The sequence below is a fragment of the Corallococcus sp. CA054B genome (assembly GCF_003611625.1).
GTDB lineage: Bacteria > Myxococcota > Myxococcia > Myxococcales > Myxococcaceae > Corallococcus > Corallococcus coralloides.
This window is the reverse complement of the sequence record NZ_RAVY01000148.1, coordinates 1-24,262: the sequence shown is the minus strand read 5'-3', so window position 1 is coordinate 24,262 and position 24,262 is coordinate 1. Positions and strand designations below refer to the sequence as shown.

Here is a 24,262-nt window from a genome sequence, read left to right as displayed (position 1 = left end):
GCCCCCGCCGCCCCAGGGTGCCCTCCAGGTCCAGGGCCGCGTCGTCGACCTCCAGGGGCAGCCCGTCGCCGGCATCGAGGTCTCCGCCTCCGTCCCCCTGCCCGGAGAGACGCTGACGGAGCTGCCGTGTGACACGGACGAGCCCGACGTGTCCCTGGCCTCGGAGGAATGCTTCTTGTCCCCCGCCAACCTCTGGGTCCGGGAGCTGGTGGAGGCCCACCGGGGAGGTGCCTTCGTCCTGTCGCGCACCACCTCCGCGCAGGACGGCACCTTCACCCTGGAGGGCCTGCCCCAGGGGACGGTCACCCTCTGGGCCCTGGGCGCCCAGGGCGCGGGGCTGCTGGAGGACGTCACCTCCGGCACCCGGGACGTGACGCTGGAGCTCGAAGCCAGCCAGCCGCTCACGGGCCGCGTGGTGGACGAGGACGGCGCCCCGCTCTCCCAGGTCCAGGTGACCGTGGTGCACCTGGGCACGGCGCGCTTCTTCGACACAAGGACCGGCGCGGACGGCCGCTTCTCCGTGGGCCCCCTGCCCGACGACGACACCTATGGCCTGCTCGCCGCCCAGCAGGGACGCATCACCGTGTGGATGCGAGGGGCGACCGTGGGTCCCCTGCCGGAGGACGTGGTGCTGTACACGCCCCGGCGCATGGTGGGCACCGTGGTGGACGGCGAGCACCCTGTCGCCGGCGCCACCGTCACGGTGGCCGACACCGACCTCGTCGCCACCACCGACGCCCAGGGGCGCTTCACCTTCGAAGGCCTGACCCCCGACGAGTACACCCTGGATGCGGAGCAGGGCGGCCTCCAGGCGCACGAGACGGTGGAGGTCACGGAGGACCAGCGCGAGGTCCAGGTGACGCTGCGCCTGGGCACCGTCTTCTACGTGGAGGCCACCGTGCGCGACACCGCCGGCAAACCCGTGGCCCAAGCGGAGGTGAGCGCCGCCCTTCCCCGTGAGAGCGACGAGTACCTCGACCCCCGCCGCTTCAAGCCGCTGGGCACCACCGACGCGGAGGGCCGCGTGCGCCTGGGCCCGCTCCGGGCACGCGACTACACCTTCCAGGTGGAGGCGGACCGGATGCTGGACCTCACCGAGACCCGCACCGTCGCCCAGGGCGGCCCCGCGCTGGACTTCGTCCTCTCCCCCGCCATCATCGTGGAGGGAGTCGTCACCGACGCCGCGGGTCAGCCGGTGGTGGACGCCTCCCTGTCGCTGCATTCCCCGGACCGCAAGCGCACGGTCAGCGCGCCTCCGCCCGTGTACGCGCGCTCGTTCATCCTGAGGCACCCGTCCTACGAGGCCCCCCTCACCTTCGACGCCACCTCCGACACGGAGGGCCACTTCGCCATCAAGGTGGACCAGCCCCTCTCCGGCACCCTCACCATCGAGGCCGAGGGCTACCTGCCGCGCACGCTCCAGGTCCGCGCCCCCACCTCCGGCCTGAAGCTCACCCTGGACTCGGGCGCCACCGTGCGCGGCACCGTGACGAGCTCGCGCGGCGCGCCCGTCAATGAAGTGGACGTCTCCCTGGAGAGGCAGGAGCCGGAGCGCCCAGAAGGAAAAGAAGACGACGCGTTCAACACCCGCGAGCGCACGACCTTCGCGGGCTCCTCGGGCGAGGACGGCCGCTTCGACATCAAGGGCCTGCCGCCCGGCACCTATGCCGTGTGGATGCGGACCACCACGGGCGGCTTCGAGCGCCACCTGCCCGACCGCGTGGTGCTGCGCGGCTCGGAAACCGTGGAGCTGGCGCTGCGCCTGGACATGGACGGCCAGGTGGGCGGCATCGTCGTGGACGCGGAGGGCCGGCCCCTGGCGGACGTCACCGTGGAGGCCACCGCGAAGGCGGAGGAAGACAGCAACGGCCGCGGGTACTCTCCCCTCTCCGCCACGACAGGCCCGGATGGCCGCTTCGTCCTGGAGCCGCTGGCGCGCGACTGGGACTACGAGCTGACGGCGGCGAAGCCGGGCTACGCGCTGCCCAAGCCGCCCAGGAAGGAGCACCCCGACGAGGGCCCGGACGACGAGACCTTCGAACAGCTGAGAGCGAGGCACAAGCGATGGCTGGAGGAGCGGGAGGGGCCCAAGCTCATGGCCCGCGCGGGGAACATGGACGTGCGCATCGCCCTCGCCTTCCAGGGCCGCATCACCGGCCGGCTGGCGAAGAAGGACGGCACGCCCATCACCCGCTTCACCGTGAACGAAGAGGCGGTGCGCGACCCGAAGGGCGCCTTCACCGTCTTCGTGGAAGAGCCCGGCCCCCAGCACCTCACCTTCGAGGCGCCGGGCCACGCCCTCACCCAGCGCGACGTGGACGTCCCCGCCGGCCGGGACGTGGACCTGGGCACGGTGCGCATGGAAGAGGGCCACATCATCAAGGGCCGCGTGGTGGATGACGCCACCGGCGCCCCGCTGGCCGGCGTGTCCATCTCCCTGTCGCTGCCGGCGAAGGACGCCGCCAACGCGGAGCAGGCCAGCGCCTTCGCGGACGTCGACACCGGCCCGGACGGCACCTTCCAACTGCCCGCCGTGGAATCCCGGCCCTACCTGCTCACCGCGCAGGAGGAGGAACACGCGTTGCTCGAGCGCATCGTCGGCCCCAACGAGGACACGCTCGAGCTGCGCCTGCCCATCTCCACCCGCCTGGAGGTCACGGCGCGGGACGCACAGGGCCAGCCGGCGGCGATCTTCCTGGCGGCCGTCCCGAAGGCGAACCCGGAGGAGGAGCTCACCGCCCCGGCGAGCGACGGCGTGGCCCTGTTCCGCGACCTGGCCCCGGGCGACTACCTGGTGAAGATCGCGGGCGGAAACACCGGCAGGGCCGTGCCTCGCGTCGTGCGCGTGGAGCCCCATCGCGTCAACCGGGTGGACCTGCCGCTGTCGACGGCGGGGCTCAAGCTGAAGCTGCGCTGGAGCGAGCGCGGCAGGCAGGGCACCTCCTACCTCCTCCCCGGCCGGGTCCCCGCGCCACCCGAATCGGCCTCTGCCGCGGAGGTGCGGTGGCTGCGCGAACAGGCGCTCCCGCCGCTGTTTCACAACGCAGGGACCTGGGTGCTCGTCCCTCCTGGTCCGTACACGCTTCTCGTGTTGCAAGAACGCGAGGGACGCTGGCTCTCGTTCCGCGAGGACGTGACGGTGGGCCCGGGCACCATGCAGGACCTGCAGGAGGTGGAGGTGCCCGCGCTCCCGTGGTGAGGCGGGTCCGACATGCCTCGCGGGGCAGGGGAGCTGTGTTAAACCCAGCGTATGACCCCGAGTGACGCGCTGAGCGCAGCAGACCTCGAACGTCTGGCCAGGGCAGAGGCACCGGACCTGGCCGAGTCCGTGCTGGCCTTCCTCGACCAGCCGGACCGCACGTCCGACACGCCGCTGCCGCAGGGCGCGCTGTCCTTCGACGCGCTGAAGCAGCTGCTGGAGCAGGCGCGCGTGAGCGGCGACAAGCCGGGCCGCCGCAAGGGCTCGCATGAGGCGTGGCAGCGCTTCCTCGCGCAGAAGGACGTGCCGCTGCCGCCGCGCCTGCTGCTCGCGGACCTGCTGGTGTCCCTCTACGAGAAGAACACCGAGCCCGCGCGGGCCGCCCTCATCACGCTGGTGAAGGAAGCGCCGCTGAAGTTCGGCCTGTGGGCGGGCCTCAAGCGCATCTACAAGCTGTCGGAGGCGCGCCACGACGCGGAGATGTTCGGCGCGCTGGCCTGGCGCTTCGACACCGAGCGCGGCGGACGCCGGCACCGCGAGGTCAGCGGCGGCACCCTCACCTACCTCCAGCGCCGCGCGTGGCGCTTCCTGCGCCACCTGGGCGCGGCCGTCCCGGAGCTCTACCCGCAGTTCGCGGTGGAGGTGCTGCGGCACTACGACCTGGACACCACGTGGGCGCAGTGCTGGGTGGCGCACCACATCTGGGCGCACAACAGCAAGAACTACGGCGCGTCGCGCTTCCCCATCCAGCCTCCTGGCGACATGGTGAAGCAGCGCATGTATCCGGACGCGTGGAAGCGCTCGCCGGACGCGCTGATGCGCCTCTTGGACACGTGCCAGTCGGATCCGGCCGCGAAGTTCGCCATCCAGGGCCTGCGCAAGGACTTCCCGGAGGCGCTGCGCAAGGTGACGCCCGCGTGGCTGGACCGCCTGGCGCGCCGGCCGCTGGGCAGCGCGCACGACTTCCTGGTGGAGACGCTCCAGGGCTCGCCGGACTTCCACCAGGGCAAGCTGCGCGCGGCCGGGCTGCATGAGGCGGTGCTCGCGCTGCTCTTCTCCCCCAGCGACAAGGCGCGCGCCTACGCCATCGAGTACGCGCGCGGCCACGCGCAGGACCTGGCCGCGGACCGGCTGGCGGACCTGGTGGAGGAGGGCGCGGACGACGTGCAGAAGTTCGCCGCCGCCGCACTGGAGAAGCACAAGCCGCGCGACCTCGGCCTGCCGCTGTTGGGCCGGCTGCTCAACTCCAAGCCCACCGCGGCGTTCGCGGCGAAGTCGCTGGAGCAGTCCTTCGACCGCGCGGAACTCACCCACGACTTCCTGCGCGAGATGCTCTGGGGCAAGCAGGAGCAGCTCAACTGGGCGAAGAACTACGTCTCCGCGAAGTACGCGGCCGGGGAGATGCCGGCGGACTTCTGGAAGGTGGCGCTGACGGAGGCGAAGCAGCGCTCGTCGCGCCAGCGCATCGTGGAGGACACGGCGATGAAGGCCCTGTCCACCTACAAGCCGGCGGACATCGGGCCGGAGTGGCTGCTGGACCTGGTGGCGCACCCGCGCCTGGGCCGTCAGGCGGCGCAGTGGCTCACCCGCGCGGACAGCCTGCCGGGCCTGGATGTGGAGCGCGTGAAGGCGCTCGTCTTCAACGGCAAGTTCCGGAGCACGGCGCTGGAGCTCCTGGGCAACCGCAAGCTCTTCACCGCGCGGCAGCTCACGGTGCCCTGGCTGCTGGCGCTGGCGCGCCGGGCCGACCCGCAGCTGCATGACTTCGCGCACCGTTACCTGCTGGCGAACGTGGTGCCCGCGGACTTCAGCGACACGGGCGACGCGGACGCGGGCCTGGAGCGCCTGTTCGACCTGGCGCTGGGCGCGAAGCAGCCGCCGCCGGTGCGCGCGTTCGCGCAGACGTACCTGCGCTGCCACCACCCGGGCATCGGGCCGGAGCAGCCGGAGTCCAAGTCCTACGAGCTGCGCCCCCGCGCGCCGCGCAAGGCGTACTCGGCGGAGCGGCTGTGGCCGGCCCTGTTCGACGCGCGCGACGACGTGCGCCGCTTCGCGCTGACCATCGCCCGCTCGGAGCTGCGCGCGTGGGGCTATCACACGCGCGTGTACGAGCTGGCGGACTCGGACGCGAAGGAGATCCGCAACCTGGCCTACGACGCCCTGCTCAACGCGGGCGAGCCGGGCGCGGACGCGCGCCACACGCTCCAGCCGGAGGAGCTGGACGCGGGCAAGGTGTTCGCGCTCACGGAGTCCACCAAGCGCAGCACGCGCGAAGTGGCCGTGGAGCTCATCCGCCGGCACTACGCGCGGCTGGGCGGCGCGGAGCGGCTGTCCGGCCTGATGCAGAGCGCGGACCGCGAGGTGGGCCTGTTCGCGGTGCGGCTGCTCTGGGAGAAGCACCGTCCGCTGCACCTGCCGGAGGGCTGGAAGCCCGCGGGCGGAGGCAAGGACGAGCGCGAGGCGGGTGGCACCACGCGCTTCAGTGACGTGGAGGCGCTGCGCACGTTCCTGCGGCGCATGATGTTCGGCCTGCCGCCCGGGCGCGCGAAGGAAGCGCGTGAGGGCGACGTGCAGCGCCGGCTGTCCGCGAGCGTGGCCAAGCGCCGCGTGGTGGAGCTGGTGCGGGACCTGGGCCTGGAAGACGAGAGCTTCGCGCGAGTGGTGGCGCCCGTGCTGGGCGAGTTCACCGGCTCCGTGGCGAAGGGCGAGTGGCAGAGCTGCCTAGCCTCGCTGGTGCAACTGCGTGCGGCACACCCGGGCGTGCAGCTCGGCGGCATCTAGGACAACGACACCATGGCCAACCTCTCCATCGGCAACATCGAGAAGGTCCGTGCGCTGGCGGCCAATGCGCGCCTGCTCATCGTGGGCGGCACCCGCGCCGCCGCCGACAGCCGCCTCACCGCGTACGATGCGGCATCCAACAAGGTCCTGTGGACTTCGCCCCTGCCCGCGCACGTGCTGGGCGTGGCGCTTTCCGGCGAGCAGTTCGCCGCGGCGGGCGCGGACGGCACCGTGCGCTTCGGGTCGCTCGCCGACGGCACCGTGAAGTTCCAGCTCCACGACGCGCACCCCGGAGGCTGCACCGCGGTGGCGGCCAGCCCGGACGGCAAGGTGCTCTACACGGCCGGCGTGGACGGCTTCGTGCGCGCGTGGGACTGGGACAGCACGAAGAAGCTCAAGGAGTGGAGCGCGTCCTCGCAGCCGCTGCGCGCGGTGGCGGTGGACCCCACGCACACGTACGTGGCCTGCGCGGGCGATGACAGCGTGGTGCGCTCGTTCACGGTGGCGACAGGCGCGCGCCGGGACATGCCGGGCCACGAGGGCGCGGTGCGGGCGCTGGCCTTCACGCCTCGCGACGGGCGGCTCGTCTCCGCGGGTGACGACGGCAAGCTGCGCATCGGCTACCTGGTCGGCGCGGTGGAGTTCGAGGTCCGCGGCGACAAGGACAGCGGCCACGCGGGCTCCGTGCTGGGGCTGGTGTTCCCGCCCACGCCGCAGGCGGAAGCGGGCCAGGACCCTGCGGAGCGCATCGCGTCCGTGGGCAGCGACGGCAAGCTGAAGGTCTGGCGCCTGGATGAGCGCCGCAAGCCGCGCACCTTCGAGCTGGGCAGCAAGGCCCTGAACGCGGTGGCCTTCGCGCCCCCGGCGAACCCCCGTCAGGCGAAGCAGCTGCTGGGCTACCTCTTCGTGGCCGGCGAGGACCGCCGCGTCACCCGCATCACGCTGGGCACGGACGGCAAGCCCACGGATGAGACGACGGCCTACGGCCACGGCTTCGACGTCTTCAACGAGGCGCTGAAGGCCGCCCTCCCCCGCCGCGAGGCCGCGGTGAAGGAGGCGGTGGCCCTGCTGGAGCCGGAGGCGCTGGACTTCGTCCTGGGCGTGCTGTCCTCGGACAAGGACGTCGCGGCGCGCCGGCTGGCGGCCACGGAGCTGGGCAACCACGGCCGCACCGCCGCGCGGCCGAAGCTGCGCGAGCGCCTCAACGACGACGACAAGACGGTGCGCGCCGCGGCGCTGGACGCGCTGGTGAAGCTGGAGACGGAGTCGCCTCTGGCGGCGCCCCGCGTGGCGCTGGACTCGCGCTTCGTGGACACGCGCGTGCAGGGCCTGCGCCTCTTGGCGAAGCAGGGCAGCGTGTCGCCGCTGGTGCCGGGGCTCATCGCCAGCAAGCTGCCGGACACGAACGCGGAGGTGGGCACCGCCGCGCTGGACGCGCTCACCACCGTGTCGCCCAAGGGCAGCACGGAGCCGCTGAAGCTCGCCTTCGAGCGCGGCCCCGCGGCCCTCAAGGTGGAGGTGCTGCTGCGCGCGTCCGTGGCGGGCCTGCTGGGCGACCCGCGCCTGCAGCCGCTGGTGGCGCGCGCGCTGGACGACGCGGACCGGGACGTGCGCCGCGTGGCCTTCGCGGTGCGCGTGCTGGAGCGCCGCGCGCTGGCCGCCACGCTGGAGGCGAAGGACGAGGAATTCGCGCGCACGGTGCGGGAAGTGACCCGCATGCTGACCCTCCAGGCGAAGCGCGCGGCCGGGGATACCGAGGCGAAGTTCAACACCGACGCGGAGCTGGCCGCCTCGCGCGAGCAGCTCTTCGGCAAGACGCCCGCCGGCACCGCGCTGACGGAGGCGGACCTGGAGCCGCTGCTCGCCGCCATGGCGTGCCGCATGCCGGACACCGCCGTGCGTGGCGCGCGAGTGCTGGCGCAACTGGGAGATGGCCGCGCCCTGGGCGCCCTGCTCCAGCTGTCGCGCGAGGACGACGCCGCCATCCGCCGTGAGACGGCCACCGCGCTCCAGGCGTTGCAGGATCCGCGCGCCCGCGAGCGGCTGGTGTGGATGCTGGACGACGCGGACGGAGACGTGCGCGCCGCGGCGCTGACGGCCGTGGTGGCGCTGGACGCGGACGCGCCGCTGTCCGCCGCGGAGGCCGCGCTGCGCTCCGGTCACGAGGACGTGCGCGTGCGCGGCCTGGACCGGCTGGTGAAGCTGGGCGCCAAGGCGGAGGGCGCGGAAGGGCTGCTGGGCGACGCGCTGGAGGACGAGTCCGCCAAGGTGCGCGGCGAGGCCTTCCGCACGCTGTGGGCCTGGAACGACAAGGAGCCGGTGAAGGCGCTGGACCGCGCGCTGGCGGGCCGCTTCCCGGACCTGCGCACCCGCGCGGTGGAGGTGCTCGCGCAGAAGGGCACCGACGACTGGGCGCTGGAGCGGCTGAAGAAGTCCGTGGAGGACCGCGACGCGAGCGTCGCCACCGCCGCCTACGAGGCGTGGGTGAAGCTGGCCGGCAAGGAGAAGGCGGAGCCGCACCTGGCCGCGCTCAACACCACGCACCCGGCCCTGCGCGAGAAGGCCGCCAAGGCCTCCGTGCACGCCCCGGCGGAAGCCATGCGCTCCGCGCTCCTCAAGCGCGTGCAGGACGAGCACCTGGACGTGGCCTTCGCGGCGCTGGAGGCGCTGGACAAGCTCATCCCCAACGAGAACGGGCCGCTGCTCGCGGGCATCGCGGCGTCGGCGCTGCCGGTGCGCGTGCGGGCCTCGGAGCTGCTCGCCCCGCGCGGCGCGGAGGACATCATCGAGCCCATGCGCGCGCTCATCACGGACAAGGACCTGGAGCGGATGTACCCGCCCGCCTTCCTCGTCCCGCTGCGCGTCCGCGCGTCGCGAGCGCTGGCCACGCTGGGCTCGCGGCGCCTGCTGGGCTTCTACGCCACCACGCTCCTGCCTCACGAGGTGTCGGACCTCCAGGAGCAGGGCGCGCGAGGCCTCGCGACTGCCAGCCGCCGGGGCGACGAGGGCGCGCTGCTGGATGCGCTGGGCCACTCGCTGGTGGCGGCGCGTTCGTGGGCGGCGGACGGTCTGGCCCGCCTGGGCGACGTGCGCGCGCTGCCGGTGCTCACCGGAAACCTGCGCCATGAGCACCTGCCCATCCGGCTGGGCGCCATCCTCGCGTTCGCGGCCCTGGGCCACGAGGGCGACGGCGGCCTGCTGCACGGTCTGGAGGACTCCGCGCGCGAAGTGCAGGAGATGGTGTTCGCCATCGTGCTCGCGCGCGACCTGCGCGCCAGCCGCGAGGGTGGACCGCCGGACCTGCTGACGAGCGCGCTGTCCAGCGGCCGTCCTGAGGTGCGCTACGCCGCGGCCCGCGCGCTGGAGCTACGCACGGAGCCGGAGGCCTACCGCGCGCACCTGGTGGAGGTGCTGCTGCCGCCGCGTCCGGAGAAGGCCGGCGACATGAAGGACTGGCCCGCGGAGGAAGAGCGGGCGAAGCGCGTGATTGGCCTCGCGGAGGCACTCTCCAGCGGTCAGCCGGAGCAGCGCTACGCGGCGGCGCAGGTCCTGCTGCTGCGCAACAAGCCGCTGGACTACTTCCGTGAGGCGCAGAAGGTCGCGCGCCCCAGCTCGCTCCAGGCCCCCTGGAAGCCAGAGACGGCCGAGGGCGCCGCGCACGTCATCCAGCCCTCCACGCCGGAGAAGCAGGGCACGGCCTCCGCCACGGGCAAGAGCTGGCTGCGCCGCCTCTTCTCCGCGGTGAAGCCGGCGGAAGGCACGGGCACCGGGACGCCGAAGGACGCGACGCAGGCGGAGCGTCAGCACCTGCGCCGCCTCGCCTTCGGCGCCTACGTGGGCCTGCTGCGTCAGGTGACCGCGGGTGATGAGGAAGGCCACCGCGTCCGCCGCGACGCCGTGGACCGCGTGGTGAAGCTCACGCAGGAAGGCTACGCGGGCACGTCCGCCGCGGTGGCCGCCCTGCTGCGCGCGCTGGAGGATCCGCACCAGCTCGTGCGCCGGGCCGCGCTCGCGGGCCTCAAGGAGCTGTACCCCGCCGGCAGCGACGAGCCGCTGGCGCTGGCCCTGGCCTCGCTGTCGCCGGACGTGGCGCGCGCCGCGCTGGAGGAACTGGCGGAGCGCGGTGACAAGGCCCGTCCGCGAGTGGCCGCGGCGCTCAACTCGCCGCTGCCGGAGGTGCGCAAGTCCGCCTTCGAGCTGCTGGAGAAGCTGAGCCCGCCGGGCAGCCTGGATCCGCTCCTGGCCGCGCTGGGCAGCGAGCACGCGGACCTGCGCGTGGGCGTGATTGAGCGGCTCGCGGGCGCCAACGACCCGCGCGTCACGGAGGCCCTCGGCCGCGCGATGGGCAGCGAGCACGAGGACCTGCGGCTGCGCGCCGCGGAGCTGCTCGCGTTCCGGGGCGACGACCGGGCCGTGGAGGTGCTGGGCACCTTCCTGCGTTCGGAGACGTCCGCCGTGGCCCGCCGCGCACAGGAGGCCCTGGCGCGACTGGGGACCTCCGCCGCCGTGGCCGCGCTCGCCGCGCGCCTGACGGTGGCCACGGAGATTCCGGAGCGCACCCGGCTGGTGGCCGCGCTGGGCCGCACCCACCGCGCGGACGCGCTGGACGTGCTCGCGCGCCAGAGCGTGGAGGACGAAGCCCCGTCCGTGCGCCTCGCCTGCGTGACGGCGGCCATGCAGCTCACCTGGCCGGCGGAGCAGGAGAAGCTCAAGGAGCACGAGCGCGAGCTGAAGAAGCGCGACGCGGCGCTCGCGGTGCGCTTCCTGCGCGTGGCGGTGAAGAGCCAGGACCCGGAGGTCCGCAAGGCCGCCGCCCGCGAGCTGGAGCACGGCAAGAGCGAGGGCCAGGACGCGCTGCTCGTCCAGCTCTTCAACGACCGCGACGTCACCGTGCGCGCGGCGGCCGTGGAGCACTACTCGAAGCGCGTGGTGGAAGAGGGCGCGGCGGTGGAGCCGCTGGAGGAGATCCTCCGCGCCGGGGCCCGCGAGCTGATGCTGCCCGCGGCGGAAGGCGTCGCGCACCAGCGCCGCGCCAGCGCCCTGCGTCCCCTTCTCCTGTACGCGCGCGCCGGTGAGCCGCACGAGCGAGGCCGCGCCCTGCTCGCGCTGGGCACCCTGGGCGACGTGCGCGCCCTCTCCGAGCTGGAGACGGTGGCCGGCGGAGGCACGCCGGACGCCCCGGCGGAAGAGGACATGGTGTTCGCCGCCATCGAGGCACTCGGCCGGCTCGCGAACCGGATGCCCGACGGCGAGGACCGCCGCCGCATCGAGGAGAAGGTGGAAGCCGCGGCCACGGACGGCGCCGCCTTCCAGCGCCAGGAAGCCGGCGTGCGCGGCCTGCGCGCCCTGGGTGGAGAGCGCGCCCGGGTGAAGCTGGAGGCGCTGCTCGCCGACGGTGAGACGGACGACGACGTGCGCCGCACGGTCGCGGAGGAGCTCGGCAAGTTCGGAGACCCGGCCGCCGAGGCCGCCCTGGCCGCCGCGCTGAACGAGGAGGACGACGACCTGCGCGCCGCCGCGCGCAAGGCGCTGGACGTCCTCTTCCCCAAGGAGCGCACGCGGGTGGAGTTCCTCGCCGTGCAGAGCGAGCACGAGGACATCTCCGAGCCCGCCGCCACGTACCTCGCGAGCGAAGGCGACCCGGCGCTGCTCGTGCCCCGTCTGGCCACGCTGGACAACGTGGAACTGCGCCTCCGCCTGCGTCGCGGCCTCGCCCGCCGTGGCGCGCTGCCCGTGCCGGAGGTCATCGCCCTGTTCGGCCACGACAAGCCGGAGGCCCGCGAAGAGGCCGCCCGGCTCGTGGGCACCTGGACGGGTGACGCGCGCGAAGCCGGCGCCGTGGACACCGCCGGACTGACCCGCGCGCTGGTGGCCGCCGAACGGCGCACCGCCACCGCGTGGGCCACCGCGCAGCCTCCGAAGAAGGAGCCGCTGGCCGCCGCCTGGGAGCGCCTGCTCTGGGCGGGCTCACGGCTGGGCGCGAAGGAGCTGGTGGCGACGTCCGCCGAAATCCTCCGCAAGGGTGAGGCCCAGGCCCCCGCCGCCGTGCGCCAGGAAGCGGCGCGCGTGCTGGGGCGGCTGAAGGCCACGAGCGAGGCGCAGGCCCTGAGAGGCGCGCTCGGTGACCCGGACGCCGCCGTGCGTGCCGCCGCCGCGTCGGTGCTGGCCGCGCTGGTGCCGGAGCAGTCCTCGGCCTGGGCGCTGGAGGTGAAGCCCTTCGACCCGGTGGCCCTGGGCCCCACGGGCGCGAAGGTGGCCGCGTCCGCGCTCACGGGCAGCGAAGGCCGCCGGCTCGCGGTCCCCGCGCTGCTGGCGAAGAGGGACCTGGAGCCGCTCAAGTCCGTGGCCGCCGACCCGAAGGCGGAGGTGAAGCAGGACGCCTGGGCCGCGCTGGGACGCCTGGGCGGAGACGAGGCCGCGGCGCTGCTGAAGACGGCGGCGTTCGACAAGTCGCAGTCGGTGGAGCTGCGCAAGGCGGCCTACCGCGCCCACAAACGTGCACGCCGGGCCGCTGAGCGCGCCCGGAAGGAAGGTCAACCGTCGTGAGCACCGCAACCGCACGTCATCCCGTCGCGCTGAGCTACGCCGCGCAGAGCGACGTGGTCGTCACGCCGGATGCCTCGCGCGTGCAGCTGGCCCTGGAGGGCTCGCGAGGCACCGTGGGCGTCAGTGGCCAGGTGAAGGACCCCACCCTCTTCCGCGACGCGCTGGCCGCCGCCTTCGCGGTGCTCTCCAGCGACCTGCGCTACCGGGGCCGCGACCGCACCGCGTACCTCGCGTACCTGATGAAGCAGGGCAAGCGCGCCAGCGCTCAAATCTGGGAAGCGCAGAAGGCCTTCCTCGACAACGCGCTGGAGGGCGAGGAGAAGAAGGACGCCGTCCTGGACCCCGTCCTCACGGTGGATCCGGATCAGGTCTCGCTGGAGGTCTTCTCCCGCGACGAGAGCGCCTACGCGCGCCTCGCCTTCGACAACAGCCTCTTCGACAAGCGACAGGCCGCGCACGGCTCCACGTTCCTGGACGTGCCGCAGGACCTGCCCGCCCGGCTGGACCGCCTGCGCGCCTACGCCCCGGTGGTGCTGGAGGCCCACGTCGCCCCCACCGCGAAGGCCGCGCCCGCCACGGAGCCCCGAACCCCGCGCACGGTGGAAGTGCCGCACGCGTGGCTGCGAGGCTTCCTCCAGGTGCAGTCCGCCGCGACGCTGCCGGCCACCACCTGCTCCATCGCGCCCATCGACCTGTACAACCTGCTCTTCGCGCTGCGCACCCGCCGCTCGAAGAAGGCGCCCCGCGCGCTGCGCTTCGAGCTGGTCCCGGGCGCCCCGCCCCGGCTGGTGCTGGAGCCCTGGGAGCAGGTGCTGGAGTGCCACGGCGGCGTGTACACGGGCGCAGCGCCCGCGGTGGTGCGCACCTTCGGCCGTCAGCGCCTCGCCGCGCTCGCGCGCCTGTTGCCCCACGCGAAGAGCGTGCACGTGCAGCTCTTGGGTCCGGGCCTGCCGGTGTTCTGGGTCATCGACCTGGGCGCGGCCACGCTGACGCTGGGGCTCACCGGCTGGACGGAGAGCGGCTGGTCCAGCGCCGCCGCCTTCGACGCGCTGATGCCGCGCGACGTCTCGGAAGGCCTGGCGGAGCAGCTGCGTAACCGCCTGCGCAAGGACGGGCCCCTCGCCTTCGAAGTGCTGGCGAAGGACGCGGGAGCGCCGAAGGATCAGGTGCGCGCCGCGCTCCAACTCGAGTGCCTGCGAGGCCGCGTCCTCTTCGACGTGTCCCGCGGCACCTACCGCCCGCGCGAGCTGATGCCCACCCCGGTGGACGAGGCCGCGCTGCGCTACGGCAACGAGCGCGAAGCGCGCGCCCACCGCCTGCTCGGCGACGGCGGCCCGGGCTCCCCAGGCTCCGGAGAAGTGAAGCTCACCCAAGTGCACGACCTGGTCGGCGAGGGCACGCGCATCCAGGGAGAGGTTGTGGACCGCGAGGCGGTGCGCAGCTTCTTCCCCAGCTTCACCATGGACCTGGAGGGCCGCGTGAAGGACGCGAGCTGCGGCTGCCCGCACTTCCGCCGCTCCGGTCTGCGCGAAGGTCCCTGCGAACACATGCTCGCGCTGCGTCTGGCGTACGCCCGCCGCCGCGCCGAGGAAGAAGCGCTCCGTCAGACGCCGGAGGGCCGCAAGCTCATCCGCGCGGAGACGCGCGCGTACGTGCGCCGCGACCCGGCCACGGGACTGGAGCAGGTGTATCGCGTGTCGCTCGACGGCAAGGTGGTGGCCCTCACGTGGGGCCCTCGCCTGGGCGACTCGCGTCACCAGCGACTTTGGTTCGACACGGACACGGAAGCCCGGACGGCGTACTTCAGCCGTTTGGAGAAATTGACCGCGGACGGCTACATCGACGCGGCCTCGACTCTGGTGTAAACACTCACTCAACGGCCCGGCCGCCGACGGGGCGGCCGGAAGGATGGTGGCGCCGGACGAAAACCGAATAGCGAGTGGTCGAGAGAGGTCTGGACCGCATCAGCCTTAACGCCTCGAGCGTAGGAACGGCGTTGCGCCGTTCTGGTTGAAATGCTGGACACTCTCCGCAAGGTAGCCTGTTCTTGGCTCTCTCCCTCCCGAGCACTACCGTCGGGGCGGGAAGCGGAACCAACGACGCAGCCGCCGTTTTCCCACCCCGACGGTAGTGCTCGGGAGGGGAGAGCCGGTGAGGCTACCGTGCCCCAGGTGAGCTGGTGGTGCCTTCCTGGCCTCCCTCGACCGCTCGAGTTCGTCTCCGTCGCCCCTCCCTGAGCCGCCGCGCCCGTCGAAGGTAACTCGATGACCGCCAAGCTGGAGTCGTTCGTCCCCGCCGCCCCGCCGCAGGCTGCTCCTGAAGTCACGCCCGCTGCCTCCCCCAACACCATCGCGAAGCGCGAGGCCGCCAAGGCCGCGCACGACGCCCTCATCACGCGCTGGAAGGCCATCACCGAGGCCGGCGGCGCGGACGAATGGGTGCACGCCCAGCTCGTCGCGAAGGGCGCGCTCGCGGACGAGGTGGACTTCTCCTCGCTGAAGGAGAAGGAGAAGACGGCCTGGAAGGAGAAGAAGAAGGCCGAAGCGGTGGAGCGCCGCGCGCTGGAGCGCCAGGCCCACGAAGCGTGGAAGGCCACGCACGTGAACCACCTGGGCGTGGGCATCCACTGGAGCGAAGCCGGCCTGCCGGACAAGTTCGACCTGGAGCACCGCGAGGAGCGCGCGCGCCAGAACGGCCTGCCCACGCTGAACAACGCGGAGGACCTGGCCAAGGCGCTGGGCCTGAGCGTGTCCAAGCTGCGCGGCTTCGCGTTCCACCGTGACGTGGACACGGGCTCCAACTACGTGACGTGGAGCATCCCCAAGCGCACGGGCGGCGAGCGCACCATCACCTCGCCCAAGCCGGAGCTGAAGGAAGCGCAGCGCTGGGTGCTCTCCAACGTCGTGGAGCGGCTGCCGGTGCACGGCGCGGCGCACGGCTTCGTGGCGGGGCGCTCCATCCTCACCAACGCGCTGGCGCACCAGGGCGCGGATGTGCTGGTGAAGGTGGACCTGAAGGACTTCTTCCCCTCGGTGAACTGGCGCCGGGTGAAGGGCCTCTTGCGCAAGGGCGGCCTGCCGGAGAACACGTCCACGCTGCTGGCGCTGATGTCCACGGAAGCGCCTCGCGAGCGCATGTCCTTCCGGGGCAAGACGCTGCATGTGGCGAAGGGGCCGCGAGCCCTCCCGCAGGGAGCCCCCACCTCACCGGGCATCACCAACGCGCTGTGCCTGCGCCTGGACAAGCGTCTGTCGGCGCTGTCGCGCAAGCTGGGCTTCACCTACACGCGCTACGCGGACGACCTGACCTTCTCCTGGACGAAGGCGAAGGCGCCCAAGGCCCGCCGCGCGCAGGGAGCGCCGGTGGCGGTGCTGCTCGCGCGAGTGAAGGACGTGGTGGAGGCGGAAGGCTTCACGGTCCACCCGGACAAGACGCGGGTCGCCCGCAGGGGCAGCCGTCAGCGCGTCACGGGGCTCGTGATCAACGAGGCCAGGGAAGGCACGCCCGCCGCCCGAGTCCCTCGCGACGTGGTGCGCCGCCTGCGCGCGGCCATCCACAACCGCCTGAAGGGCAAGCCGGGCCGCGAAGGCGAGTCGCTCGAGCAGCTCAAGGGCATGGCGGCGTTCATCCACATGACGGACCCGGAGAAGGGCCGCATGTACCTGGAGCAGCTCGCGAAGCTCGAAGCCGCCCGGCCCGCCCAGGCGTAGCGAGGGGAACTAGCGGGCCCCCGCCTTCGTCCGCCGTGAAGGCTTCTTTGCCGGAGCCTTCTTCTCCACGGCCGGAGCCGCGGGCTTCTCCACCGAGGGAGCCTCTCCCACCACGGGCTTCAGCGCCGAGTCCGCGAACTCCCGCAGCCGGCGCGGATACTCCGTGGGCGCGGTCGCGGCGAAGTTGCCATGCGAAGCGCCGGGGATGCGCCACGTCTGCGCATACGGCGCGACGTGCGCGAACAGCTCATCCAACAGCGGCTGCCCGGACTCCTCCGTCCCCGCGACGATGAACAGGGGGCGGGGCTTGATGCGGTCCACCGCGTCGATGGTCCGCACCTCGTCCAAGGCAATCCCCCGCCGCCAGAACGGCACCAGCGCCCCCGTCTGGGTGACGGCGCCGAAGCGGCGGAAGTCATACGCCGCCGCCAGCCACAGCGTGTTGAACGGAGACAGCAGCACCACCGCCGCGACCTGAGGGTCCTCCGCCGCGACCTCCGCCACCGCCGCGGAGCCGATGGAGAACCCCAGCGCCCCCACGCGAGCCGGATCCACGTCCGGCTGAGCCCGCACGTAAGCCAACGCCGCGCGCACATCCTGGCGCTCCTTGTCACCCCAGGTGGACGTCTCGCCCCCGCTCTGCCCATGCGCGCGCAGGTCGAACAGCAGCACGCCGTACCCTGCGTCGCGCAGCACGCGAGCCTCCGGCAGCAAATCCATACGGGTCTGTGACAGGCCATGCGCCAGCACCCACGCCGCCTTGTTCCGGGACGGCACGTACCAGCCGCGCAGCTCCACCCCATCATCCGTGCGCAGCGTCACCTCGCGCGCGGAGCTGAAGTCCGCGGGCAGCACCGCGGCCGGCTTCGGATAGTGGAAGTACTGCTCGGAGCGCCACGCCGCGCGGCCACCCAACGCCAGCGCCACCAGCACCAACGGCAACACCAGCACGCCCAGCACCCGCCCCCACCGAATCCGTTTCAACAACCCAGCCATGTCCGCCCCTCTCCGACAGCAAGCGACCCGTCCCCAGGGCGGAAGTCGCCGCCCGAGGCTTGTGTTGGCTCCCGCCAGACATCTAGACCCTATAGGCGCCAATTGGGTCCTGATTTACAATTTAGGCGAACTTTAGCAGCGGCGGCAGATTGACCGTCCGGGTGAGCAGGCATGACGACGTCGAAGACGGTCTACGACGCAGTGGTGGTGGGTTCGGGAGCTTGTGGTGGGTGGGCGGCCAAGCAGCTGACGGAGGCCGGGCTCCAGGTGCTGGTGTTGGAGGCGGGCCGAGGCGCGAACGCGGACCGGGCGCTCCACCTGATGCACCGCGTGAAGCAGAAGCTGGGCTACCGCATCGAGTCGGACGCATCCCGCAAGTCGCGCCAGTCCATCCAGGCCACGAGCTTCGCCTGGCCGTTCCATCCGCATGCGTTCGTGGATGACGTGGACAATCCCTACACCACGCCGGCCGACGCGCCGTTCGCCTGGATCCGCGCGAGGCAGGTAGGCGGGCGGACCAGCGTGAAGGCTCACGGCCGCCAATTCTACCGGCTGTCTGACTTCAACTTCCACGCGGGCAGCCTGGACGGGTTGAGCCCGGACTGGCCGCTGTCGCACGCGGACCTGGCGCCGTCCTACGAAATCGTGGAGCGGTGGATGGGCCTGTACGGCAACTCGGACGGCGTGGACACGCTTCCGGACTCCGTCTTCGCCGGTCCCGCGCCGCTGTCCCCCGGCGAGGTCCGCCTGCGCGAGAAGGTGAAGGCCCGCTGGCCCGACCGCCACGTCGTCGCCCGGCGGACTGCGAACGCGCCGGTGACGCTGCCGGCGGCGCTGAAGACGGGGCGGATGACGCTGCGCTCGCACGCCATCGCCAGCCACATCCTGCACGACCCGAACACGGGCCGGGTGACGGGGGTGTCCTTCATCGACGCGAACTCCGGCACCTCCGAGGAGGTGCGCGCGAAGGTGGTGGTGGTGGCCGCGGGCACCATTGAATCCACGCGGTTGCTGTTGCACTCGCGCAACCGGGCGTTCCCGGACGGTCTGGCGAACAGCTCCGGGCTCGTGGGCAAGCACCTGATGGACCACATGTACCTGCGAGGCATCGAGGCGCGGATGAACCTGCCCGCGCACCTCCACCAGAAGGAGCACGGCTGGGCGTACATCCCCCAGTTCCGCAACGTCACCGAGCGCCACCCGGACTTCGCCCGAGGCTACGGCGTGCAGGTCTTCACCTTCGATGACCAGATGCACATGGTGCCCTTCGGGGAGATGGTCCCGCGCGCGGAGAACCGCGTCACGTTGAGCGCCACGGTGAAGGACCGCTGGGGCATTCCGGCGGCGCACATCGAGTGCCGTCACTCGGACAACGACCTGAAGATGACGGAGGACGCCGTCACGTCCTGTCTGGAGATGCTGGAGGAGGCGGGCTGCACGGTGGAGAAGGTCAACAAGCAGCTCTCCGAGCCGGGCATGGCCATCCACGAGGTGGGCACCGCGCGCATGGGCAAGGACCCGAAGACGTCCGTGCTCAACCCGTTCAACCAGAGCTGGGACGTGCCCAACCTCTACGTCACGGACGGCTCCTGCTTCCCCTCGCAGGGCCCGCAGAACCCCACCCTGACGATGATGGCGCTCACCGTCCGCGCCTGCGCCCACCTGGTGGGCGAGCTCAAGGCCGGCCGCATCTGATTTCCCTCTGAAGTCACGGCGAGGGGCCCGCGGGAACGGGCCCCTTGCACGGCTGGCGCGAATTTATTACCTACCAGTCAGTAACTAACCCTTCGCGCCATGTCCCGTCCCCCACGCGTCACCGACCTGCAGATCGACGAAGCGGCCCGCGCCGTGTTCCTGGCGCAGGGTCCCTCCGCGCCGCTGCAGGACATCGCGAAGCGGCTGGGCATCTCGCAGCCGGCGCTGCTGCACCGGGTGGGCACCAAGGAAGCACTGATGGCGCGAGCCCTCCGCCCCGTCCCGCCCACCGCGCTGGCGCTGCTGGCCCCAGGACCGAAGGACACCGCGTCCATCGAGGCACAGCTCCTGGAAGCGCTCCTGCACCACCGGGACTTCCTGCGCCAGCTGGTGCCCTGGCTGTTCGTGCTGCACTACTCGGTGCTGGGCGGCGCCAGGGCCATGCACCTGGACACGCCGCCTCCTGTCGCGCTGCGAGAGGGACTGACGAAGTGGCTCACCCGGGCGAAGCGAGCCGGAAGGGTGGACCTGGTCGAGCCCCGGATGGCGGCGGAGGCACTCTGTGGAGCGCTGGAGGCCCGCTGCTTCAACGCCCACGTGGGCGGCTCCACCTACGCCCCCGGCGAGGACGAAGCCGTCCTGCGCCAGCTCATCCGGGTGCTGCTGACGCCAGCAGAAGCGCCCGCACGCAAGCCGCGGAAGAGGACCGCCAGATGACGACCGCCACACCCAAGCTGAGCCGCGCCACGGAGGGGCCCTGGCTGACCCTCATCCTGGGGGTGCTCATCGGCTTCGGGCCCCTGTCCATCGACATGTACCTGCCGGCGTTCCCCACCATCGGAGAGTCGCTGCACGCGACCGCGGGCGAGGTCGAGCGCACGCTGGCGACGTTCTTCGCGGGACTCGCCGTGGGGCAGCTCTTCGCGGGTCCGTTGAGTGATCGGTTCGGTCGCACGAAGCCGCTCTACGCGGGCCTGCTGCTCTACGTCCTGGGCAGCATCGGCTGCGCGACCGCGCCATCGGCGGAGCTGTTGGCGGCCTGCCGGTTCGTGCAGGCGCTCGGCGGCTCGGTAGGCATGGTGACGACGAGGGCCGTCGTGAGGGACCTGCACTCGGGAGCAGCGGCGGCGAGGATGATGTCGCGCCTGGTGTTGGTGATGGGCCTGGCCCCCATCCTGGCCCCGCTGCTGGGAGGCTGGGTGCTGCGAGCCGCGGGCTGGCGAGCCATCTTCGCAAGCCACGCGGTCATCGGGCTCATCGCACTTGGAGCAGTCCTCGCCATCCTCCCGGAGACGGCGCCCCCGAGGAACGGAGCCACCCCCTCCAAGCCCTTCCAGACCATGTGGGGCATCACGAAGGCGCCGGACTTCCTGGGGCACGCGTTGGCGGCGGGGCTCGCGCAGGCAGGGATGTTCGCGTACATCGGCGGTTCGCCCCTCGTGTTCATCACGCTGCACGGAGTGAAGCCGGAGCACTTCGGCTGGTTCTTCGGAGTAAACGCCGCCGGGCTGGTGGCGATGTCCCAGATCAATCACTGGCTGCTGTCGCGCTCCTCGCCGGCCCGGGTGTTGAAGCAGGCGGTGCGGGTCGCCACGCTCGCGGGGCTGGCGCTTGTAGCGGTGGCGTCGACAGGCCTTGGTGGGCTGTGGGGCATCGCGCTGTCGCTGTTTGTCTTCGTCTCCAGCCTGGGCGCCATCACCCCCAACGCGACGGCGCTGGCCATGGAGCATCACGCGAAGCAGGCAGGCGTCGCATCAGCGGTGCTGGGAGCGCTGCAGTTCATGCTGGCGGCGGGAGCATCCGCGGCGGTGAGCGCGAGCCACGACGGCACCGCGAGGCCCATGGCACTGGGAGTCGCCATCGCCGCCCTGCTCGCCCTGGGAGCGCTGCGCCTGGCGAAGCGGGCCCCCGCGCAGCGAGAGTAGAACTGGGCACGGTGTCACACAGGTCGGCGAATCCACACGCCCAGCACCACGGCCAGCACGAGAGAGACAGGCCCCAACCAGTCCCCCCAGGCCCCCGCGAGCGAGCTCAGCCGATCCGCCGCCGGCACACGCATCACGGTGCCAGCGCGCTGGTTGTCCTCCAGCTCGGAGGTCCACGTCCCCGCAGGATCGATGAACGCGGAGATACCTGAGTTGGTCACCCGCACCTGAGCCGTGCGCGTCTCGATACTGCGAAACGCCGCATGCATCAGATGCAACCGGGGCGCGGGAGTGCCGGAGAACCACGAGTCATTTGACAGCGTGAGAATCAGGTCCGCCCCCTGGCGCACCTCCGCCGCGACGTAATTGGGGAAGAGGGCCTCGTAGCAGATGAGCGGAGCGACCTTGAGCACGCGTCCGCCGTTGATCCGGAAGTCCACCAGCCGGGGACCAGGGCCGCGCTTCCATCGACCCGTCCATGGAAGCATTGTGCGCAGGGCAGGCGTGTCCACCGCATCCGGAACCCACTCCGTAAGCGGGAACAGCATCGTCTTCCGGTAGGCGGCCTGCGCCAGCTCGCCCGTCGCGGAGGGCCCCAGGAACATGGCGGCGTTGAACTCGCGCTCGCCGTCCAGGTCGTATGTGCCGAACACCAAAGGCACACCGCGCTCCGCCACCCAAGAGCGGATCTCATCATCCAGCGCGCCGCCGTCCTCGCTCTTCGGAGTGCCGAACGTCGTCGGATACACCGTCTCCGGCCACACCAGCAGGTCCAGCGGCCCCGAGCGCAGCAGCGCATCCGACATCGCGTAATGCGTATCCAGGATGTTGCGAACGACCTCGTAGGTCCCTTGCTCCGCGGCCAGCTTCTCGATGTTGGTGATGTTCGCCTGCACCGCCCCCACCACCAGCGAAGGAGCCGAGTGCACCGCCGCGCGCACCTGCCCCAGCCGCACCCATCCATAGCCCCAGCCCACGACCGACAGCACCACCGCCAGGACCACCGGCCTGAGCCGCAAGCCCCGCCGCGAAGCCACCCCCTGCGCGACCGAGACAACACACTCGTTGATGAGCAGCAGGCCCAGTGTGAGCCCCGGAGCGCCAGCCAGGTCCGCGCCCTGGCGCAGCGTCTCCGAAGCATAGAGGGCGTGGCCCAGCGTCTCGGCGAACAGCTTGGGCGTGAACCACTCGGTGCCCACGTACACGAGCGCTGTGAGCACGGGAGGCACCCACGCCAGGCGCGGCTCCTCCGCCACCCGCCGGCGCGCGTACCACCGCACCCAGGCGGCGGTGATGAACTGGAGCTCCAACACAGGCGCGATGAGCAGGAACACGCCCCAGCACAGCCACACCGGAGCACGCGAGTACGCCGCGATGGCACCCGGGAACCAGCCGAACACCGCCGCGGTGAACGTCACCGACAGCAGCACGCCCAGCCCCACGGCACCGCGAACGGAACGAGCCCCGTCCAAGGCCGCGAGCCACGGCGCCATGGCCACCAGCCCCAGCCACACCCAACCGGGTCGCAGCCGTCCGAACGCCGCGAACAGCACGGTGGTCGCCGCGACGCCCAGGAGCGCCCCGGCCCACCCCTTCACGGACGTCACTGCGAGTCCTCGTCCTCGACAGGAATCTCCAGCAGCCGGTGAGGCATGCCGGGGGGAGCCATCTCCTCGGGCACCACGCGGTTCTCGGGGATGGGGATGGGCTGCCCGTTGGCATCCTTGGGCGTGAAGTCCGGATGGAACATCAGGATGGCCGCGAGCGGCTGCCCATTATCCGTTGCCTGGTAGTGGCGCATGTAGCCAGGGGGCAGCTCGAAGTCGTCGGGCACGACGAGCCCCCGCTTCAACGGCTTGGTGCCGCGCTGGTACAGGGCCGTCCCAGTCTTCCCCTCGGAAGGAGGCGGAGGGTCATCCACAGGCATGGGAGCAGGTTCCTCCACGGGCACAGGCGCGGCGACACGCGCGGCAGCAGGGCGAACGGAAGGGCGCGCGGGCTCCAGGGAGGGAGCCACCGGAGCGGGACGCTCAGCCACCACGATGGGGGGCAGGTCCTCGACAGGCACAGGGCGGGAGAGCCACCAGAGGCAGAGCGCCACGCACAGGCCGGTGATGGCGACGGCACCACCGATGAGCCAGGAGCCCACCCCGCCTGAGGACTCTCGCGAGGGCGTCACCCGCGTCACACCATCGGAATCCGTGCGACGCTCAGGGCCAGGCTGCGGGGAACGCATGTTTTGAGGGGCCTCCGGGGTGCGTATGCTACGGAAGCCGCGCGCATCGAGGCAATGCGCGCGCGGCCATGCCCTTCCCATGACCGTCGACGCGTCCGGCCCCTTCCCCATCCACGCCTTCACACCCCGTCTGCGCGCCCTGGGAGCGCTCCTGCACGCAACCGTGCTGGGCACGCTCGGCTACTTCACCGCGCTGCTGTTCAAGGACGTGCTCGCGGGCACCCAGACGCTGGCGCCCGGACCGCTGGCGACGGGACTCGCGGTGGGAGGAGTCCTGCCGCTCATCGCGCTGCGCCTGCTCCAGCTGGGAACGAGGGCCACTGTCACGGTCCGCCCGGAAGGACTGGTGCTCACCCAGTCAGGGGGAGCGCACTTCGAGATTCCCTTCGAAGCACTGGAATCCATCCGCCCCTGGCGTCTGCCCATGCCAGGCCCGGGACTGACGCTGCGGCTGCGCACGGGACGAGCCTTCGACTACGGCTTGGAAGTGCAGGCCCCCATGTCCCTGCTCGAGGCGGTGGGGACGCTGGGAGAGGCGAGGAACGATCCGCAGGTGAGGTACGCCCAAGCGCGGAGCGAGAAGTGGCGCAGGCGTTGGTACGACCAGGCCTTGAAGTACGGCCTGGTGCCCGGAGTGCTCGCCGGCATCTTCTTCCGGGCGCACCAGTACATCTCCTTCGGAGGCCCCTTCGGGGAGGCCCAGATGTACGGCTGGACGGCGTATTTCACGTCCTTCGCGCGCACCTGGCTGCCAGTGTTCCTGGCCCTGCTGTTGTTTGGTTGTTTCTGGAGAGCCTTCGCTGAAGCGTTTTGCTTCGGCGCCGCATGGTTGGGCCCACGGTGGGCACGCAACGTACGCATCGGCGCGGAGTGGACCTGCCGGGCGCTCTATTACGTGGCCCTGCCAGTCTTTCTCGCGGTGCGGCTGCTGGGCTGAGCCTCAAAGACAAACACCCGCGAGCGCGGATCACGCGCACGCCAGGCGGAGGCACAAGCCCGCAAAGACAAAGCCCCTGGCGCCTTACGGCACCAGGGGCTTTCAAAAAGAATCCGGCAGCGACCTACTCTCCCACGCGGTTTCCCGCGGAGTACCATCGGCTCTGGAGGGCTTAACTTCCGTGTTCGGGATGGGAACGGGTGTGACCCCTCCGACATTGCCACCGGAAAAACGAAT

The 24,262-nt window shown here is 71.9% G+C and carries 12 protein-coding genes and 1 rRNA gene; 9 read left to right on the top strand and 4 right to left on the bottom strand.

The features are described from left to right. The 5 genes from D7V80_RS29045 to D7V80_RS29025 all read left to right on the top strand — a co-directional run. Window positions 1–3,199, top strand: a 3,199-nt coding sequence (locus D7V80_RS29045) for a carboxypeptidase regulatory-like domain-containing protein (RefSeq protein ID WP_120591254.1), incomplete at its 5' end; no start/stop codon positions are given. A gap of 51 nt (window positions 3,200–3,250) precedes the next feature. After that, the gene (locus D7V80_RS29040; RefSeq protein ID WP_120591253.1) at window positions 3,251–5,980 is read left to right on the top strand and encodes a hypothetical protein; all 2,730 of its coding nucleotides are present in this window, start codon (window positions 3,251–3,253) and stop codon (window positions 5,978–5,980) included. A gap of 12 nt (window positions 5,981–5,992) precedes the next feature. Then, on the top strand, window positions 5,993–12,526 hold the full coding sequence (locus tag D7V80_RS29035) for a HEAT repeat domain-containing protein (protein ID WP_120591252.1): 6,534 nt from the start codon (window positions 5,993–5,995) through the stop codon (window positions 12,524–12,526). Then, a complete protein-coding gene (locus D7V80_RS29030; RefSeq protein WP_120591251.1) occupies window positions 12,523–14,391 on the top strand; it encodes an SWIM zinc finger family protein in 1,869 nt (622 codons plus the stop codon). The genes D7V80_RS29035 and D7V80_RS29030 overlap by 4 nt, the downstream gene beginning before the upstream one ends. A gap of 399 nt (window positions 14,392–14,790) precedes the next feature. After that, window positions 14,791–16,236 carry a reverse transcriptase family protein gene (locus tag D7V80_RS29025; protein WP_120591250.1) on the top strand — a complete coding sequence of 482 codons (1,446 nt, stop codon included), beginning with the start codon at window positions 14,791–14,793 and terminating at the stop codon, window positions 16,234–16,236. Between the two features lie 9 nt (window positions 16,237–16,245). Here the strand turns inward: D7V80_RS29025 and D7V80_RS29020 are convergent, their stop codons facing one another. Beyond that, window positions 16,246–17,211: an alpha/beta hydrolase gene (locus D7V80_RS29020; protein ID WP_370452553.1), complete on the bottom strand. Its 966-nt coding sequence runs from the start codon at window positions 17,209–17,211 to the stop codon at window positions 16,246–16,248. Window positions 17,212–17,403: 192 nt separating this feature from the next. On the opposite strand from D7V80_RS29020, the gene D7V80_RS29015 reads away from it, so the two are divergent. From D7V80_RS29015 to D7V80_RS29005, 3 genes are all read left to right on the top strand, one after another. After that, window positions 17,404–18,927 carry a GMC oxidoreductase gene (locus D7V80_RS29015; RefSeq protein WP_120591248.1) on the top strand — a complete coding sequence of 508 codons (1,524 nt, stop codon included), beginning with the start codon at window positions 17,404–17,406 and terminating at the stop codon, window positions 18,925–18,927. A 99-nt stretch (window positions 18,928–19,026) separates the two neighbouring features. Then, on the top strand, window positions 19,027–19,644 hold the full coding sequence (locus tag D7V80_RS29010) for a TetR/AcrR family transcriptional regulator (protein WP_120591247.1): 618 nt from the start codon (window positions 19,027–19,029) through the stop codon (window positions 19,642–19,644). Further along, the gene (locus D7V80_RS29005) at window positions 19,641–20,852 is read left to right on the top strand and encodes a multidrug effflux MFS transporter (RefSeq protein ID WP_120591246.1); all 1,212 of its coding nucleotides are present in this window, start codon (window positions 19,641–19,643) and stop codon (window positions 20,850–20,852) included. Before D7V80_RS29010 ends, D7V80_RS29005 begins: the two co-directional genes overlap by 4 nt. 14 nt (window positions 20,853–20,866) lie before the next feature. On the opposite strand, the gene lnt is transcribed toward D7V80_RS29005, so the two are convergent. Next, complete coding sequence (gene lnt / locus D7V80_RS29000) at window positions 20,867–22,459, bottom strand: apolipoprotein N-acyltransferase (RefSeq protein ID WP_120591245.1); 1,593 nt, start codon at window positions 22,457–22,459, stop codon at window positions 20,867–20,869. Beyond that, window positions 22,456–22,779: a hypothetical protein gene (locus D7V80_RS43075; RefSeq protein ID WP_233585814.1), complete on the bottom strand. Its 324-nt coding sequence runs from the start codon at window positions 22,777–22,779 to the stop codon at window positions 22,456–22,458. The genes lnt and D7V80_RS43075 overlap by 4 nt, the downstream gene beginning before the upstream one ends. A 388-nt stretch (window positions 22,780–23,167) precedes the next feature. Between D7V80_RS43075 and D7V80_RS28990 the strand changes: the two genes are divergently transcribed. Then, on the top strand, window positions 23,168–24,025 hold the full coding sequence (locus tag D7V80_RS28990) for a hypothetical protein (RefSeq protein WP_120591243.1): 858 nt from the start codon (window positions 23,168–23,170) through the stop codon (window positions 24,023–24,025). A 111-nt stretch (window positions 24,026–24,136) separates the two neighbouring features. Here D7V80_RS28990 and rrf read toward each other — a convergent pair. Further along, a 5S ribosomal RNA gene (rrf, locus tag D7V80_RS28985) occupies window positions 24,137–24,253 on the bottom strand. Window positions 24,254–24,262 lie beyond the last annotated feature (9 nt).